At 55.1% G+C, this 13,835-nt stretch carries 11 protein-coding genes and 1 pseudogene; all 12 read left to right on the plus strand.

Annotation, left to right across the window (positions count from 1 at the left end; translation table 11 throughout):
- A partial coding sequence (locus L691_RS0120045) for a UDP-N-acetylmuramoyl-L-alanyl-D-glutamate--2,6-diaminopimelate ligase (RefSeq protein WP_025692139.1) occupies positions 1 to 1,026 on the plus strand: 1,026 nt, incomplete at its 5' end.
- Positions 1,026 to 2,429, plus strand: coding sequence for a UDP-N-acetylmuramoyl-tripeptide--D-alanyl-D-alanine ligase (locus tag L691_RS0120050; RefSeq protein WP_025692140.1), 1,404 nt, complete (start codon positions 1,026 to 1,028; stop codon positions 2,427 to 2,429). The genes L691_RS0120045 and L691_RS0120050, both read left to right, overlap by 1 nt.
- Positions 2,430 to 2,450: 21 nt before the next feature.
- Positions 2,451 to 3,416: a phospho-N-acetylmuramoyl-pentapeptide-transferase gene (gene mraY, locus L691_RS0120055; protein ID WP_025692141.1), complete on the plus strand. Its 966-nt coding sequence runs from the start codon at positions 2,451 to 2,453 to the stop codon at positions 3,414 to 3,416.
- Between the two features lie 3 nt (positions 3,417 to 3,419).
- Positions 3,420 to 4,841: a UDP-N-acetylmuramoyl-L-alanine--D-glutamate ligase gene (murD, locus tag L691_RS0120060; RefSeq protein ID WP_025692142.1), complete on the plus strand. Its 1,422-nt coding sequence runs from the start codon at positions 3,420 to 3,422 to the stop codon at positions 4,839 to 4,841.
- 50 nt (positions 4,842 to 4,891) lie between these two features.
- Positions 4,892 to 5,989, plus strand: coding sequence for a stage V sporulation protein E (spoVE, locus tag L691_RS0120065; RefSeq protein ID WP_025692143.1), 1,098 nt, complete (start codon positions 4,892 to 4,894; stop codon positions 5,987 to 5,989).
- Between the two features lie 5 nt (positions 5,990 to 5,994).
- A complete protein-coding gene (gene murG / locus L691_RS0120070; RefSeq protein WP_025692144.1) occupies positions 5,995 to 7,110 on the plus strand; it encodes an undecaprenyldiphospho-muramoylpentapeptide beta-N-acetylglucosaminyltransferase in 1,116 nt (371 codons plus the stop codon).
- 290 nt (positions 7,111 to 7,400) lie between these two features.
- On the plus strand, positions 7,401 to 8,684 hold the full coding sequence (murA, locus tag L691_RS0120075; protein ID WP_025692145.1) for a UDP-N-acetylglucosamine 1-carboxyvinyltransferase: 1,284 nt from the start codon (positions 7,401 to 7,403) through the stop codon (positions 8,682 to 8,684).
- A gap of 62 nt (positions 8,685 to 8,746) precedes the next feature.
- Positions 8,747 to 9,502, plus strand: coding sequence for a cell division protein FtsQ/DivIB (locus L691_RS0120080; protein ID WP_025692146.1), 756 nt, complete (start codon positions 8,747 to 8,749; stop codon positions 9,500 to 9,502).
- 271 nt (positions 9,503 to 9,773) lie between these two features.
- Positions 9,774 to 11,042: a cell division protein FtsA gene (gene ftsA / locus L691_RS0120090; RefSeq protein ID WP_025692148.1), complete on the plus strand. Its 1,269-nt coding sequence runs from the start codon at positions 9,774 to 9,776 to the stop codon at positions 11,040 to 11,042.
- A gap of 60 nt (positions 11,043 to 11,102) precedes the next feature.
- The gene (ftsZ, locus tag L691_RS0120095) at positions 11,103 to 12,215 is read left to right on the plus strand and encodes a cell division protein FtsZ (RefSeq protein ID WP_025692149.1); all 1,113 of its coding nucleotides are present in this window, start codon (positions 11,103 to 11,105) and stop codon (positions 12,213 to 12,215) included.
- Between the two features lie 435 nt (positions 12,216 to 12,650).
- Complete coding sequence (gene spoIIGA, locus L691_RS0120100; protein WP_025692150.1) at positions 12,651 to 13,598, plus strand: sigma-E processing peptidase SpoIIGA; 948 nt, start codon at positions 12,651 to 12,653, stop codon at positions 13,596 to 13,598.
- 122 nt (positions 13,599 to 13,720) lie between these two features.
- Positions 13,721 to 13,835: pseudogene (locus L691_RS32170) on the plus strand (RNA polymerase sporulation sigma factor SigE); the annotation flags it as partial.

Consider the following 13,835-nt stretch of genomic DNA (forward strand, 5'->3'; position numbering starts at 1 on the left):
TCACTTGAGCTTCAGCGTTCTCTGAACGATATGGTGTCTAGTGGCGTGCAGTGCTGCGTGATGGAGGTTTCTTCGCATGCGCTCGAGCAGGGGCGGGTAAAAGGAACGGACTTTCGCACCGCTATTTTCACCAATCTGACACAAGATCATTTGGATTATCATCATACGATGGAAGAGTACCGCGCGGCGAAGGGACTGTTCTTCTCCAGACTTGGAAATGTGATTTCTCCCTGGAAAGAAGAACGGAAATACGCCGTACTGAACGCGGACGACGCGGCAAGCTCCTACTTTACGGCCCAAACGGCGGCCGAGGTCATTACATACGGTATTGACAACGAGGCCAACGTCCGAGCTTCGCAAATCTCCATCACGGCCAAAGGTACCTCGTTTCACGTGGACACCTTTAGGGGTGAAGCCGATATTTCACTCAAGATGGTAGGCAAATTCAATGTGTACAACGCGCTTGCCGCCATAAGCGCCGCGCTGCTTGAGGAGGTTCCGCTTGCGGATATCAAGGCCAGCCTTGAATCGGTGCCGGGGGTAAGCGGGCGTGTGGAGTCGGTTGACGAAGGCCAGCCCTACGCGGTCGTTGTGGACTATGCGCATACTCCGGACGGACTGGAAAATGTGCTTCGCACGGTCCGGGAGTTCGCGGAGGGCAAAGTTCTGACCGTCTTCGGCTGCGGCGGCGACCGTGACCGGACGAAACGTCCGCTTATGGGCAAAATCTCGGCAAAATACAGCGATGTTATTCTGGTCACTTCCGATAACCCGCGGACTGAAGATCCGGCAGCGATCCTGAAGGACATAGAGGCCGGGCTGATTGAAGACAGCGTGGACAGCAGCCGGTATGAGCTGATTGTCGACCGGCGCGAGGCAATTGTGAAAGCTATTGATATGGCAAGCCCCGGCGATGTAGTATTGATTGCGGGGAAAGGTCATGAGACCTACCAACTCATTGGCGGCGCTGTTCTCGATTTCGATGACCGCATCGTCGCGCAAGAAGCTATAAGGGGTCGAAGCTAGTGATTACAAGAACACTGCAAAGCATAGCCGCCATGTGCGGGGGCGAGTTGTCCCAGGGCAGCGCCTCCGATACAGAAATTACAGGAGTTGTCACAGACTCGCGCAAAATTACGTCCGGCTGCCTGTTCGTACCACTGGTTGGCGACAGCTTTGACGGGCATGATTACAGCAAATTAGCGCTGGAAGCCGGCGCAGCCGCTACGCTGTGGACGCGAGATAAGGGTACCGCTCCGCAGGGAAATGCGGTTCTGGTGGATGACACGCTGGTGGCGCTTCAGCGTCTGGCATCTGCCTACCTTCAGGAAGTGGGTCCGCGCGTAGTCGCCGTCACCGGCAGCAATGGGAAGACGACGACCAAGGATATCATTACCGCCCTGCTGGAGACACGGTTCAAGGTGCACAAGACGCAGGGGAATTTTAATAATCATATCGGCCTGCCGCTCACCGTCCTGTCCATGTCGCCGAATACGGATATCGCCGTACTGGAAATGGGCATGAGCTCGCGCGGAGAAATCTCACTGCTCTCGTCACTGGCGCAGCCGGATACAGCCGTCATTACCAATGTGGGCGAATCACATCTTCTCCAGCTTGGCTCGCGCAAGGAAATCGCCCGGGCAAAGCTGGAAATCACCGAAGGGCTTAAACCGGGCGGCTTGCTGATCTATAACGGCGACGAGCCGCTGCTTGCCGAGGTGATGGGCGAGCCGGGATTCGCGGCGCCGGAGGGCCTTAGGACGTTCCGCTTCGGGCTTGAGTCCGGGAATGACGATTATCCGACAGGAATCATGACGCATCCAGGCGGAACGACGTTCACTTCAAGCCGCCACGGCGAGCAAGCCTTTACGCTTCCGCTGCCCGGTACGCATAATGTCGTGAACAGCCTGGCCGCGCTGGCAGTGGCAAGCTATTACGGAGTGAGCGAGGCAGAGATGGCAGCAGGACTTAGCAAACTCAAGCTGACCGGAATGCGGATTGAGATCATCCGGACGTCCTCCGGTCTTACGCTGCTGAATGACGCCTATAATGCCAGTCCTACGTCAATGAAGGCCGCGATCGATGTGCTTCAGTCCATGAAGGGCACCGGTGCCAAAATTGTGGTGTTAGGGGACATGCTTGAGCTTGGGCCGGACGAAGCCGCCTTTCATGGGGAAATCGGGTCTTATCTTGACCCGGAGGAAGTTGACTTTGTCTTTGCGTACGGACCGCTGTCCGAACATTTGGCGAGGGCCGCCGCACTTCGGTTCGGTCCGGACCGGGTACATGCTTTTACCGACAAGTCTGCACTTACTGATCTCCTCATTAAGAAGACCGATAAGAAAGATATTGTACTGTTCAAGGCGTCCAGAGGCATGAGGCTGGAAGAAGCGCTTCAGCGTCTGTATGACCATTTTAATCAAAGTTAAAGATTTGGAGAGGGTGAACCCGTGGATTATCAACTGCTGCTTCTGACTATCGCTGTATCTTTTATCCTTGCGGTCATTGCCGCTCCGCTGCTTATTCCGCTGCTGCGCAGAATGAAATTCGGACAGCAGGTTCGCGACGACGGGCCGCAAAGCCATCTCAAAAAAGCGGGCACACCCACTATGGGCGGCGTCATCATCATCCTGGCGTTTACATTGTCCTACTTGAAATTTTCCGTTGTGAATACGGACTTTTATGTTCTTCTGGTAGCTACGCTCGGGTATGGCTTAATCGGCTTTTTGGATGATTATATCAAAATCGTGTTCAAACGCTCGCTCGGCCTGACGCCCCGTCAGAAGCTGCTGGGTCAGCTGGTTGTCGGCGCGGCGATGTGCGGCCTGCTGATTTCCGCAGGACACAGCACAGCCATCAGCATTCCCGGAACCGCGGTCAGCTTCGACTGGACCGGCTGGTTCTATTATCCGTTCATCGTGATCATGATGATGGCGATCACCAATGCGGTCAATTTCACAGATGGCGTGGACGGTCTGCTCTCTGGGACAGCCGCAATCGCGCTGGCCGCTTATGCGGTGGTTGCGATGCAGGCGACTTCGATTGCGGCCGGCGTATGCGCTGCGGCAATGATTGGCGCGGTGCTCGGATTTCTCGTCTTCAACGCGCATCCCGCCAAAGTATTTATGGGCGACACCGGATCGCTTGGCATCGGCGGGGCTATTGGGGCAATCGCCATTGTCACAAAGAGCGAGCTGCTGTTTGTCGTGATCGGCGGCGTCTTTGTTATTGAGATGCTATCTGTCGTATTGCAGGTCGCGTCCTTCAAGACACGCGGCAAGCGTATTTTCAGAATGAGCCCGATCCACCATCACTTCGAGCTTGGCGGCTGGTCGGAATGGCGGGTCGTCATTACCTTCTGGGCGGTAAGCATCGTCTTGGCTGGCCTGGGACTTTATATGAGCAAGGGGTTGTAGATAATGAAACATCCGGATAGGTACCGCGATGAAGAAATCGTCGTTCTGGGGCTTGCGAAAAGCGGCGTGCAGGTGGCCAAGGTGCTGCATGAGCACGGCGCCGTCATCACGGTTAACGACAAAAAAGAGAGAGAACAATGTCCCGAAGCTTCCGAACTGGAATCTTTGGGAATTTCTGTTATATGTGGAGGTCATCCGGATGGACTCGTCCACGAAGGCGTAAAGCTAGTCGTTAAAAATCCTGGAATCCCGTACAGCGTTCCGCCGGTTCAGAAAGCGCTGGAGCTGGGCATCGAGGTGGTGACGGAGGTTGAGGTGGCCTATCATCTATGCGAGGCGCCGATCATCGGTATTACGGGCTCCAACGGCAAGACGACCACCACGACCTGGGTAGGAAAAATGCTGGAGGCCGCCGGAATGAATCCGATTGTAGCCGGAAATATCGGCACTCCGCTCACTCAGGCGGCGCAGGAAGCTTCATCGGACAACTGGATGATGGTGGAGCTGAGCAGCTTTCAGCTTAAAGGGACGGAAGACTTCCGGCCCAAGGTAGGCTGTCTGCTGAATGTGGCCGAGACCCATCTCGACTATCACGGCGATATGCGCGATTATGTAGATTCCAAAGCGAAGCTTTTTGCCAATCAGGGAGTAAGCGATACGGCTGTGCTGAACTGGGACGATCCCTACTGCAGAGGGCTTGTGCCTGGTATCAAGGCGGGTATCCTGCCGTTTTCTATGAGTGAAGAACTGGTGCAAGGGGTGTTTGTGCGTCCCTCTTTCGTGCCTGATACCGAGGATGACCTGAAACGCGTCATTGTCTATCGCGACTATACAGAGAGCGAAACCGTGATCGCGGAGGTGGCTTCCATCGGTCTTCCCGGACGCTTTAATGTGGAGAACGCGCTGGCGGCCTGCGCCATCGCGATTGCCGCCGGAGCGGACCCAGCCGGACTCGCCGAGCCACTGGCTTCCTTCCGCGGTGTGGAGCACCGGCTGGAATATGTCGCGGAAAAGGGCGGCGCGGCTTACTACAACAACTCCAAAGCGACGAACGCCAAGGCAACGTCGATGGCGCTTGCCTCGTTCCGCCAGCCGATCGTGCTCATCGCCGGAGGTCTTGACCGCGGCTCCGATTACATGGAACTGCTCCCGGTCCTTCAAGGACGCGTCAAAGCGCTGGTGGCGCTTGGACAGACGAAGGACAAGCTTGCGCATGTTGCGAAGCTCGCCGGATTAAAGACGGTTGTCACTGTCGATAATGAAGACAGCGCCGCCTCGGTGCTGCAAAGGGCCGTGCAGGAAGCCGCCGCTCTCGCCGAAGAGGGGGACGTTGTTCTGCTGTCGCCCGCTTGCGCCAGTTGGGACATGTTCACATCCTATGAAGTGCGGGGGCGTATTTTTAAAGAGGCGGTGCATAATCTGTAAGTAGGGAGGAATTGGATAAGCCTCCACTACGATGCAAGAGGTGTGCACCCATGAATAAGACTCGTCCCGCGCCGGATATCTGGCTGCTCATTCCGATTCTGGCGCTCCTGGCCATAGGCATGATTATGGTGTACAGCGCGGGCTCTGTGCTGGGCTTTCGCAATTATGGCGATTCCTTTTATTTTGTCAAAAGACAGCTGCTGTTTGCCGGGCTGGGTCTAGCCGCCATGTTCTTTACGGCCAACTTGGATTACCGTGTTATGAAGAAGCTGTCCAGACCGGTGCTGATCGTCTGCTTCATCCTGCTTGTGATTGTCTTGATTCCGGGAATCGGCGTTGTGCGCGGCGGCGCGCGCAGCTGGCTAGGCATCAGTTCCTTCGGCATCCAGCCCTCCGAGTTCATGAAGATGGGGATGATCCTCTTTCTTGCGAACTGGCTGAGCCGCGAGGATTATGACATCTCTTCGTTCACGCGCGGGCTTCTGCCGCCGCTAGCCCTGATCGGGACAGCCTTCGGACTGATCATGCTTCAGCCCGATCTCGGTACGGGGACGGTGATGATGGGGGCGGCTCTGATGATGATCTTTACCGCCGGGGCGAGAATGGGCCATTTGCTGGGCCTTGGCGCGGCGGGTGCTGCCGGATTCGCCGCGCTGGTCGCAGCCGCGCCTTACCGGCTTCAGCGGATTACCGCATTTCTCGACCCCTGGTCGGACCCGCTTGGCAAGGGCTATCAGATCATCCAGTCGCTGTATGCGATTGGCCCAGGCGGACTTGGGGGGCTGGGGCTTGGGATGAGCCGCCAGAAATACAGCTATGTGCCCGAGCCGCAGACGGACTTTATTTTTTCCATTCTGGCTGAAGAGCTGGGCTTTATCGGCGGACTTGCGGTGTTGATCTTATTCCTTATCCTGATCTGGCGGGGAATGAGAGTGGCGATGAGCCTGCCGGACCGATTCGGCAGCTACCTGGCAGTAGGCATCGTCAGCATGGTGGCGGTGCAGGTTGTCATTAATATCGGTGTGGTCATCGGTATGATGCCCGTTACAGGCATCACGCTGCCGCTGATTAGCTACGGCGGATCTTCGCTGACGCTGATGCTTACGGCGCTCGGCATTTTACTTAATCTATCCCGTTATGCGAGGTGAAGGCAATGCGTATCGTATTAAGCGGCGGCGGCACGGGAGGACATATTTATCCCGCCGTCGCTGTGGCAAGGCAGCTGGAAGGGGAGGATGAATCTTCCGCATTTTTATATATCGGCGGAACGCGCGGGCTTGAGAGCACGCTGGTTCCGAAGGAGAATCTTCCGTTTCGCTCGATCGATATTACCGGCTTCCGGCGAAAGCTGTCCCTGGACAATGTGAAGACGGTGATGCGTTTCCTGAAGGGTGTGAGGGAGTCCAGACGGATGCTGAAGGAATTTAAGCCCGATGTCGTCGTCGGAACGGGCGGCTATGTCTGCGGACCGGTGGTATATGCGGCCTCAAGGCTCGGTATTCCTACCCTGATTCACGAGCAGAATGCGATTCCGGGGTTAACCAACCGCTTTTTAAGCCGGTATGCGAGCACGGTGGCGGTCAGCTTCGAAGGGACCGAATCGGCTTTTCCCGGAAGCAAGCACGTCATCTATACCGGGAATCCGCGCGCGACAACGGTAAGCAAGGCGAATCCGAAGCGGGGCTACGCAACCTTGGGCATACCCGAAGGAAGCACGGTTGTGCTGGTGGTCGGCGGCAGCCGGGGGGCCAAAGCGATTAACGAGGCGATGATCGAAATGGCCTCGCTTGCCGTGAAGGAATCCCAGGTTCATTACGTGTATGTCACGGGTGAGCCCTATTACGAGGAGACGCGTAAAAGCCTGCGTCAGAAGCTTGGAAGCTTTCCAAGCTGGCTGCATGTGCTTCCCTATATTCACAATATGCCGGAAGTGCTTGCCTGCACATCCCTGATTGTGAACCGTGCGGGCGCTTCGTTTATCGCCGAAATTACGGCGCTGGGCATTCCTTCCGTCCTTATTCCGTCTCCCAACGTCACGAACAATCATCAGGAAGCGAATGCGCGGCAGCTGGAACGCGCGGGAGCGGCGATTGTGATCCTGGAGAAGGAATTAACGGGACAGTCGCTCTACAAGGCAGTCCGCTCCATCACGGACGACCCGGCCGTCCGGAAGCAAATGTCCGAGGCTTCGCTGGCGCTGGGCAAGCGTGATTCCGCAGCTCTGGTCGTTCAGGAGCTTCGACGGCTTGCTGGTTCGCGCCGCAAGTGAACCGGTCTTTCGCAGGTACGGTCCTGTAGCGGCAGCCTATCCTTTGTTTCCTGGCTCCCTCCTGTCACACACCCGAGGAGATCTACATACGATATCCTATAAATCGTGACAATCACCTAAGGCTGCTTCCGGAAGGGGCGGACGGCGCGGTTTCCTCCGTTGAAGAGAGATCTTGCGACTGCCTGAAGTATCCGAAAAGCGGCTGCCTTTGCCGGTTTAAGCGTGCTTTTAACCTAAAGCGCCGGCGGCGCCCTAGCGGGGGGGTGAGCGGTAATCTCGGAGGTGATACATTGGACAAATTGGTGATTGAGGGTGGAGTTCCCCTGTCAGGCACCATACGTATCCATGGAGCAAAAAACGCGGCGCTGCCCATACTGGCGGCAAGCCTGCTGGCCGAAGGCGTTCACTCGCTGCATAATGTACCAAAGCTGCTGGACATCGAAACGATGCTTGCGATTATGGAGCGGCTCGGCTGCAAGGCCGGACATGAAGGGGATACGGTAACGGTGGACACATCGTCTGCCTGTTCATCGCATGTTCCGGAAGATTTGATGAAGCAAATGAGATCATCCATCTTCCTGATGGGACCGCTTCTGGCGAGGTTCGGTGAAGTTGCGATCTATCAGCCGGGAGGATGTGCAATCGGCGAACGCAAGATCGATCTGCATCTGCGAGGACTGCAGTCTCTTGGGGCGGAGATCGAGGAAGCGAACGGAAAAATCTCCTGCCGGGCGGACCGGCTTAAGGGCTGCGACATTCACATGGACTATCCGAGCGTAGGCGCGACGGAGAATATTATGATGGCCGCTGCGACCGCAGAGGGAACAACGACGATTTCCGGAGCGGCCCGGGAGCCGGAGATACAGGATCTGCAGAACTTCTTGAACCAAATGGGCGCCTCGATTATCGGAGCGGGCACCGACACAATTACCATTCAGGGTGTACACAAGCTGCAGTCCTGCAGCTATGAAGTTATTCCCGACCGGATTGTCGCTGGAACGGTCATGATCGCCGCGGCGGCAACCCGGGGAGACGTCACGCTTACGCACGCCAACGCGGGTCATCTGAATTCGCTGATTCATGTCCTGAAGCGCGCCGGTGTTCAAATTACGGTGTGCAATGATATAATCAGTATTAGTTGTATGGGGCGCCCCCGCTCGGTAGAACGCATTGTGACTTCGCCCTATCCGTCTTTTCCGACGGATCTTCAGTCCCAGATCATGGTGCTGCTCGCACTGGCGGACGGTTTCAGCGTCATCAAGGAGACCGTGTTTGAAGGTAGGTTCAAGCATGTGGAGGAAATGGTACGGATGGGCGCCGATATTTCGACCGATATGAACCGTGCATTTATCCGCGGCGTCAAACGGCTCTACGGCGCCACAGTGGAAGCGACCGATCTGCGGGCCGGGGCAGCGCTTGTCATTGCTGGACTGGCCGCTCAAGGCACGACTATCGTCGAGCAGGCCCATCATATTGATAGAGGTTACGATGGCATTGAACTGCTGTTTCAGAAACTTGGCGCCCGGATCAGCCGCAAGGCGCCAGTGCGGGGGCCGATTGATCTTGCAAATTAAACTTCCCTGTCTCCTCCAGTTGAACGATGGGGGAGGCAGGGTCTTACTACGGAGATTAAAGAATGTCAAATACCCGACTGCCTGTTCTGCAAGAGGACAAGCCCAAGAAAAAAAGAAGCCGTAAGGTTACGGCGATCCTGCTGCTGCTGTTTATCGCGCTGCTTGGCGTTATCTTTTTCCGTTCGTCGGCCAGCCGAATTACGGAGATTGATTTCCTTGGCAGCAAATACTCTACCCCGGAAGAGCTGCTTCGGCAAAGCGGCCTCAAGAAGGGCGGGCAGTTTTTTGCCGTATCCAAGAGTGAAGTGGAGAAATCGCTGCTTGAGCTGAATACGGTGCAGCAGGTGACGGTAGATAAACATTTCCCCGGCGTCGTTACCGTACAGATTAAGGAGTTTCCCGCTGTTGCCTACGAGATTGATCCAAGCGGGAGCCTGAAGGCGATCCTCTCCAGCGGCGCGTCGGTTTCCATCGATGAGAGCGGGATTGCCGTGGAGAAGCCCATTCTGACGGGCTGGAAGGCTTCCGATCCTTATAAGGCTAGGCTGTGCGGAGTGCTGGAGGAAATACCGAACGAACTGACCAGCGATATATCCGAGATCGTTCCTTCGCCTACGCTTTCTTTTCCGGACCGGATCAAGCTGTATACCCGTTCGCACTTTGAAGTGACTACGGCCGTCTCGCTGCTGAAAGACAAGGTGGAATACTTGAATCAGGTCATCGAAACGAAAGAACCGGGCATGATTACGATGCTGGAAGCGGATTCCTATGTACCCTTTGCCAGCAGTACGGTACAGGAAGACGCCGAAAATAAATAGCCCCTACTCATAGGGGATAAAAAATGCTACAATCGGTTTTATGGGCAATTAATTTTCATCCCTCTTTTTTCTTCGGATTTTTTTATTTAAGCAATATTTTCAACATCCTGCTCCCGCTCCTATTTCCAAGCGAAGGACTTACCATCCCGCTCAAAAAATTTGGAGAAAAAAGAGGGAAAGGAATGGGCATGTGGAATAAGGTTAAGAAGGCGTTTCCGTCCCTAAATTGGCGGCGGGATACCATTATGATAATCAGGAGGTGCCATAGGACTTGAGCAACAATGACATCATTGTTAGTTTGGACATCGGTACATCCAAAGTTCGGGCAATTATAGGGGAAGTTACCAATGGAACCTTGAATATTATCGGTGTCGGATCTGCCGACTCGGAGGGTATACGCAAGGGTGCGATTGTAGATATCGACCAGACAGTCCAGTCCATCAAGAACGCTGTCGAACATGCGGAACAGATGGTGGGCATTCAAATATCCGAAGTGTATGTCGGCATTTCCGGCAATCATATCGGTCTGCAATCCAGCCACGGCGTAGTAGCCGTCCAGAACGAAGATCGCGAAATCGGCGAAGAGGATATCCTGCGCGTTCTCAAAGCTGCGGAAGTCATTGCGCTGCCGCCGGAGCGCGAGGTGATCGACGTCGTCGCCAAGCAATATATCGTCGACGGTCTTGAAGGCATTCAGGACCCGCGCGGAATGATAGGCGTCCGTCTCGAAGTGGAGGCCACCATCGTTACCGGAGCCAAGACGCCAATACATAACCTGCTGCGTTGTGTGGAGAAATCAGGACTGAAAGTTAAAGATCTTGTGCTGATGTCTCTCGGAGCCGGCGGGTTAGCGCTTTCCAAGGACGAGAAGTCCAGGGGAGCGGTGCTGGTGGATATCGGAGCCGGCGCAACGACGATAGCCGTATATGAAGAAGGTTCCCTTATTGCAACCTCAACAATACCGATCGGCGGAGAATTTGTATCGAATGATATCGCCTACGGACTGCGCACGCTGACCGACCAGGCGGAGAAAGTCAAGCTCAAATACGGATGCGCCTGGATTGACGATGCTGCAACCGAAGTCGTCTTCAAGGTACTGAGAATCGGCAGCAATGTGGAGAAGGAATTTAACCAGGAGGATCTGGCTGCGATCATTGAGCCGCGCGTCCAGGAGATTTTCCACCTGATTCGTCAGGAAGTGAAAAGATTAGGTTACAATGACCTCCCTGGAGGTTATATACTAACGGGCGGAACTGTATCGATGCCGGGCGTATTAAAGGCTGCTCAAGCAGAATTATCGGCATCCGTCCGGGTTGCCGTTCCCGATTACATCGGGGTAAGAGATCCCGGATTTACGAGCGGCGTCGGCATATTGCACCATGTCGTCCGCAGCTTCCGGGGACGCGGTAGCGGCGCGGTTGCGAGCGCAAACAAGAAGACGGCGGGCCGCAGCAAACCAAACGCCGCACCAAGCCAGGAGACCGCTCCGAAGCAGGGATTTGTGGAGCGTCTAAAAAATATTTTCAGCGATTTCATATAGTGAACGTCCAGATACACTTGGACCGGCCATCCAAGCACATTGAGGGGGAGAGGGAACAATATGTTGGAATTTGATTTTGAAATGGAGAGCCTGGCGCAAATTAAGGTCATCGGCGTTGGCGGCGGCGGCAGCAATGCAGTCAACCGGATGATTGAAAACGGCGTTCAGGGCGTAGAGTTCATCACGGTTAATACGGACGCCCAGGCGCTGCATATGGCCAAATCGGAACATAAACTGCAAATCGGGGACAAACTGACCCGCGGTTTGGGCGCAGGCGCCAATCCGGAGGTCGGGAAGAAAGCGGCCGAAGAATCCCGCGATCTGATTTCGAATACTTTAAAGGGAGCCGATATGGTGTTCGTTACCGCAGGCATGGGCGGTGGAACCGGCACAGGAGCAGCGCCGGTGATTGCCGAAATCGCCAAGGAATGCGGAGCGCTCACGGTTGGCGTTGTTACCCGTCCTTTTACCTTTGAAGGCCGCAAGCGTTCCACGCAGGCTGAGCTTGGCATCGAGGCGCTGAAGGAAAAAGTCGACACGCTTATCGTCATTCCCAATGACCGTCTCCTCGAAATCGTGGATAAGAAGACTCCGATGCTGGAGGCGTTCCGCGAAGCGGATAACGTGCTGAGACAGGCGGTACAGGGCATATCCGACCTGATCGCTGTTCCCGGTCTGATCAACCTTGACTTTGCCGACGTGAAGACGATCATGACGGAACGCGGCTCGGCGCTGATGGGCATCGGAATCGCAACCGGCGAGAACCGCGCTTCCGAAGCGGCCCGCAAGGCGATTATGAGCCCACTGCTTGAGACTTCGATTGAAGGCGCGCGCGGTGTCATCATGAATATTACCGGCGGCTCCAATCTGTCGCTGTATGAAGTCAACGAAGCGGCGGAGATCGTCACCTCTGCTTCCGACCCTGAAGTTAACATGATCTTCGGTGCGATTATCGAAGAGAGCATGAAGGATGAGATCAAGGTTACGGTTATTGCTACCGGCTTTGAAACCAAAGCCGCTCCTGCCGCACCGGGACGCCGTCCGGCTTCGAATCAGTCCGAGCCGTCAGCGGACAAGTCGAATAATCTTCGTCCTTTCGGCAACCAAATGAGCCCAGACCAGTTGGACATTCCAACCTTCCTGCGCAACCGTTCGCGGGGGAATAACGACTGATCTGCAAGCAAGTCTTTCCCTCGGAAAGAAGAATAACCGGGTTTCTTGGCCACAAGGCGAAGGAACCCGGTTTTTTTAAAATATCAGAAAGTATAAGCTTCGCGCTTATCATTTGCCTTATATTTCTACGAGAAACGATACCGTCCCTAAGAGGACGGCGCAGCCGTTTCTTTTGCATGGTAGTAACACAAGGGAAGCCGCTCTACAGAAGGAGCAGCTTCTTTTTTACATCCAGAAAGTACTGATGGTCGGCATACGGGCATAAGCTGTTCTTGACGGATACATAGAAATCTCGACAAAAAAAGCCTGGTAACGCCCCCCAGGTTTAGACAGACTTTGGAGTTGAGACTTTCTATACTATTCCTATCGCAGCAAAAAGACCCGAAGCCAAGCATTCTTGTTGCCGTTAATATGCAGCCTTAAGCAGGTGAGTGAATGGTAGTTTATATCGACTTGATCTTTGCCGCCAATCTGCTGATCGACGCGGCGCTGCTCTGGCTGACCGGCTGGATGGTCAAGGTGAGGATCAAGTGGTGGCGGCTGTGGTTATCCGCTCTAGTTGGTGCGCTCTATGTCGTTATGATGTTTGTGCCGGAGCTTTCCTTCATGTATACCTTTTTGATCAAGTTCGGCTTGTCGGTCGTTATGCTCTTGGCCGCTTTCGGTTATCCCAGCCTGCAAGGCTTTTTCCGGAGCATGGGGTCCTTTTATGTGATTAACTTTGCGGCGGCGGGCGGCATTCTTGGCGTACATTACCTGCTTCAAAGTTCTGGTGATATCTGGAACGGAATCATGTATACGGCGACGGGAGGCTATGCATACCGGCTGAAAATCGGGTTTTGGTTTGTGCTATTGATCCTGCTGCTGGTCCTGTGCTGTTACAAAGCCGTTCATTCCTCCCGCGCGCGAAGAGAGAAGCTTGAAGCTTATATCGGCATGGTGCAGGTGGAGATCGACGGCGTGACGGTTACCTGCTCCGGACTGCTTGATACCGGCAACAGGCTGTATGATCCTCTGACAAAAACCCCTGTTATGGTGATGGAGGCATCGCTATGGGAGGAGTATTTGCCGCAGGAATGGAAAGGACGTCTATCCCAGGAGGGGGCGGATCAACTGCTTTTAGAGACGGACGGGCAGTCCTTTATATGGCAGGACCGGCTAAGACTGGTCCCCTACCGCGGAGTGAACAGGGGAGCGTCATTTATGCTCGCGCTAAAGCCTGACCATGTTGCCGTAACACTCGGCGGAAAGACTGCCCTGCACCGAAAGGTGCTGATCGGTCTTGACGGCGGGACGCTGTCCGGAGACGGAGCCTACCGGGCGATCATCCATCCGGATCTGGCACAGGGAGAAGCTGCCGATGAGCCGGGAGGAGTCGCTTGATGGGACTGAAAATCATAGAAAGCGAAGCCCGAATTTTACACCGGAAATACCGGCCTGCGCAAACGGGCGGGAGAGCGTGTACGGCAGCTTCCTGGCGCGAACTTTTGGAAGGAGGAACAACGATGATCAAATGGAAACTGACCCTGCAGCTCCAATATTACCGGGTGCTGTTTCTGCTGGGGCTGAAAAGCCAGGAAATCTACTATATCGGCGGCAGCGAGGCGCTTCCCCCGCCGC

It is taken from the genome of Paenibacillus zanthoxyli JH29 (assembly GCF_000520715.1).
GTDB classification, from domain to species: domain Bacteria; phylum Bacillota; class Bacilli; order Paenibacillales; family Paenibacillaceae; genus Paenibacillus_AQ; species Paenibacillus_AQ zanthoxyli.

Excerpts from the sequence above, each read along its gene's own strand:
- ftsZ (WP_025692149.1), top strand. The coding sequence starts at position 11,103 with ATGTTGGAATTTGATTTTGAAATGGAGAGCCTGGCGCAAATTAAGGTC.
- L691_RS0120080 (WP_025692146.1), top strand. The coding sequence starts at position 8,747 with ATGTCAAATACCCGACTGCCTGTTCTGCAAGAGGACAAGCCCAAGAAA.
- spoIIGA (WP_025692150.1), top strand. The coding sequence starts at position 12,651 with ATGGTAGTTTATATCGACTTGATCTTTGCCGCCAATCTGCTGATCGAC.
- murD (WP_025692142.1), top strand. The coding sequence starts at position 3,420 with ATGAAACATCCGGATAGGTACCGCGATGAAGAAATCGTCGTTCTGGGG.
- murG (WP_025692144.1), top strand. The coding sequence starts at position 5,995 with ATGCGTATCGTATTAAGCGGCGGCGGCACGGGAGGACATATTTATCCC.
- spoVE (WP_025692143.1), top strand. The coding sequence starts at position 4,892 with ATGAATAAGACTCGTCCCGCGCCGGATATCTGGCTGCTCATTCCGATT.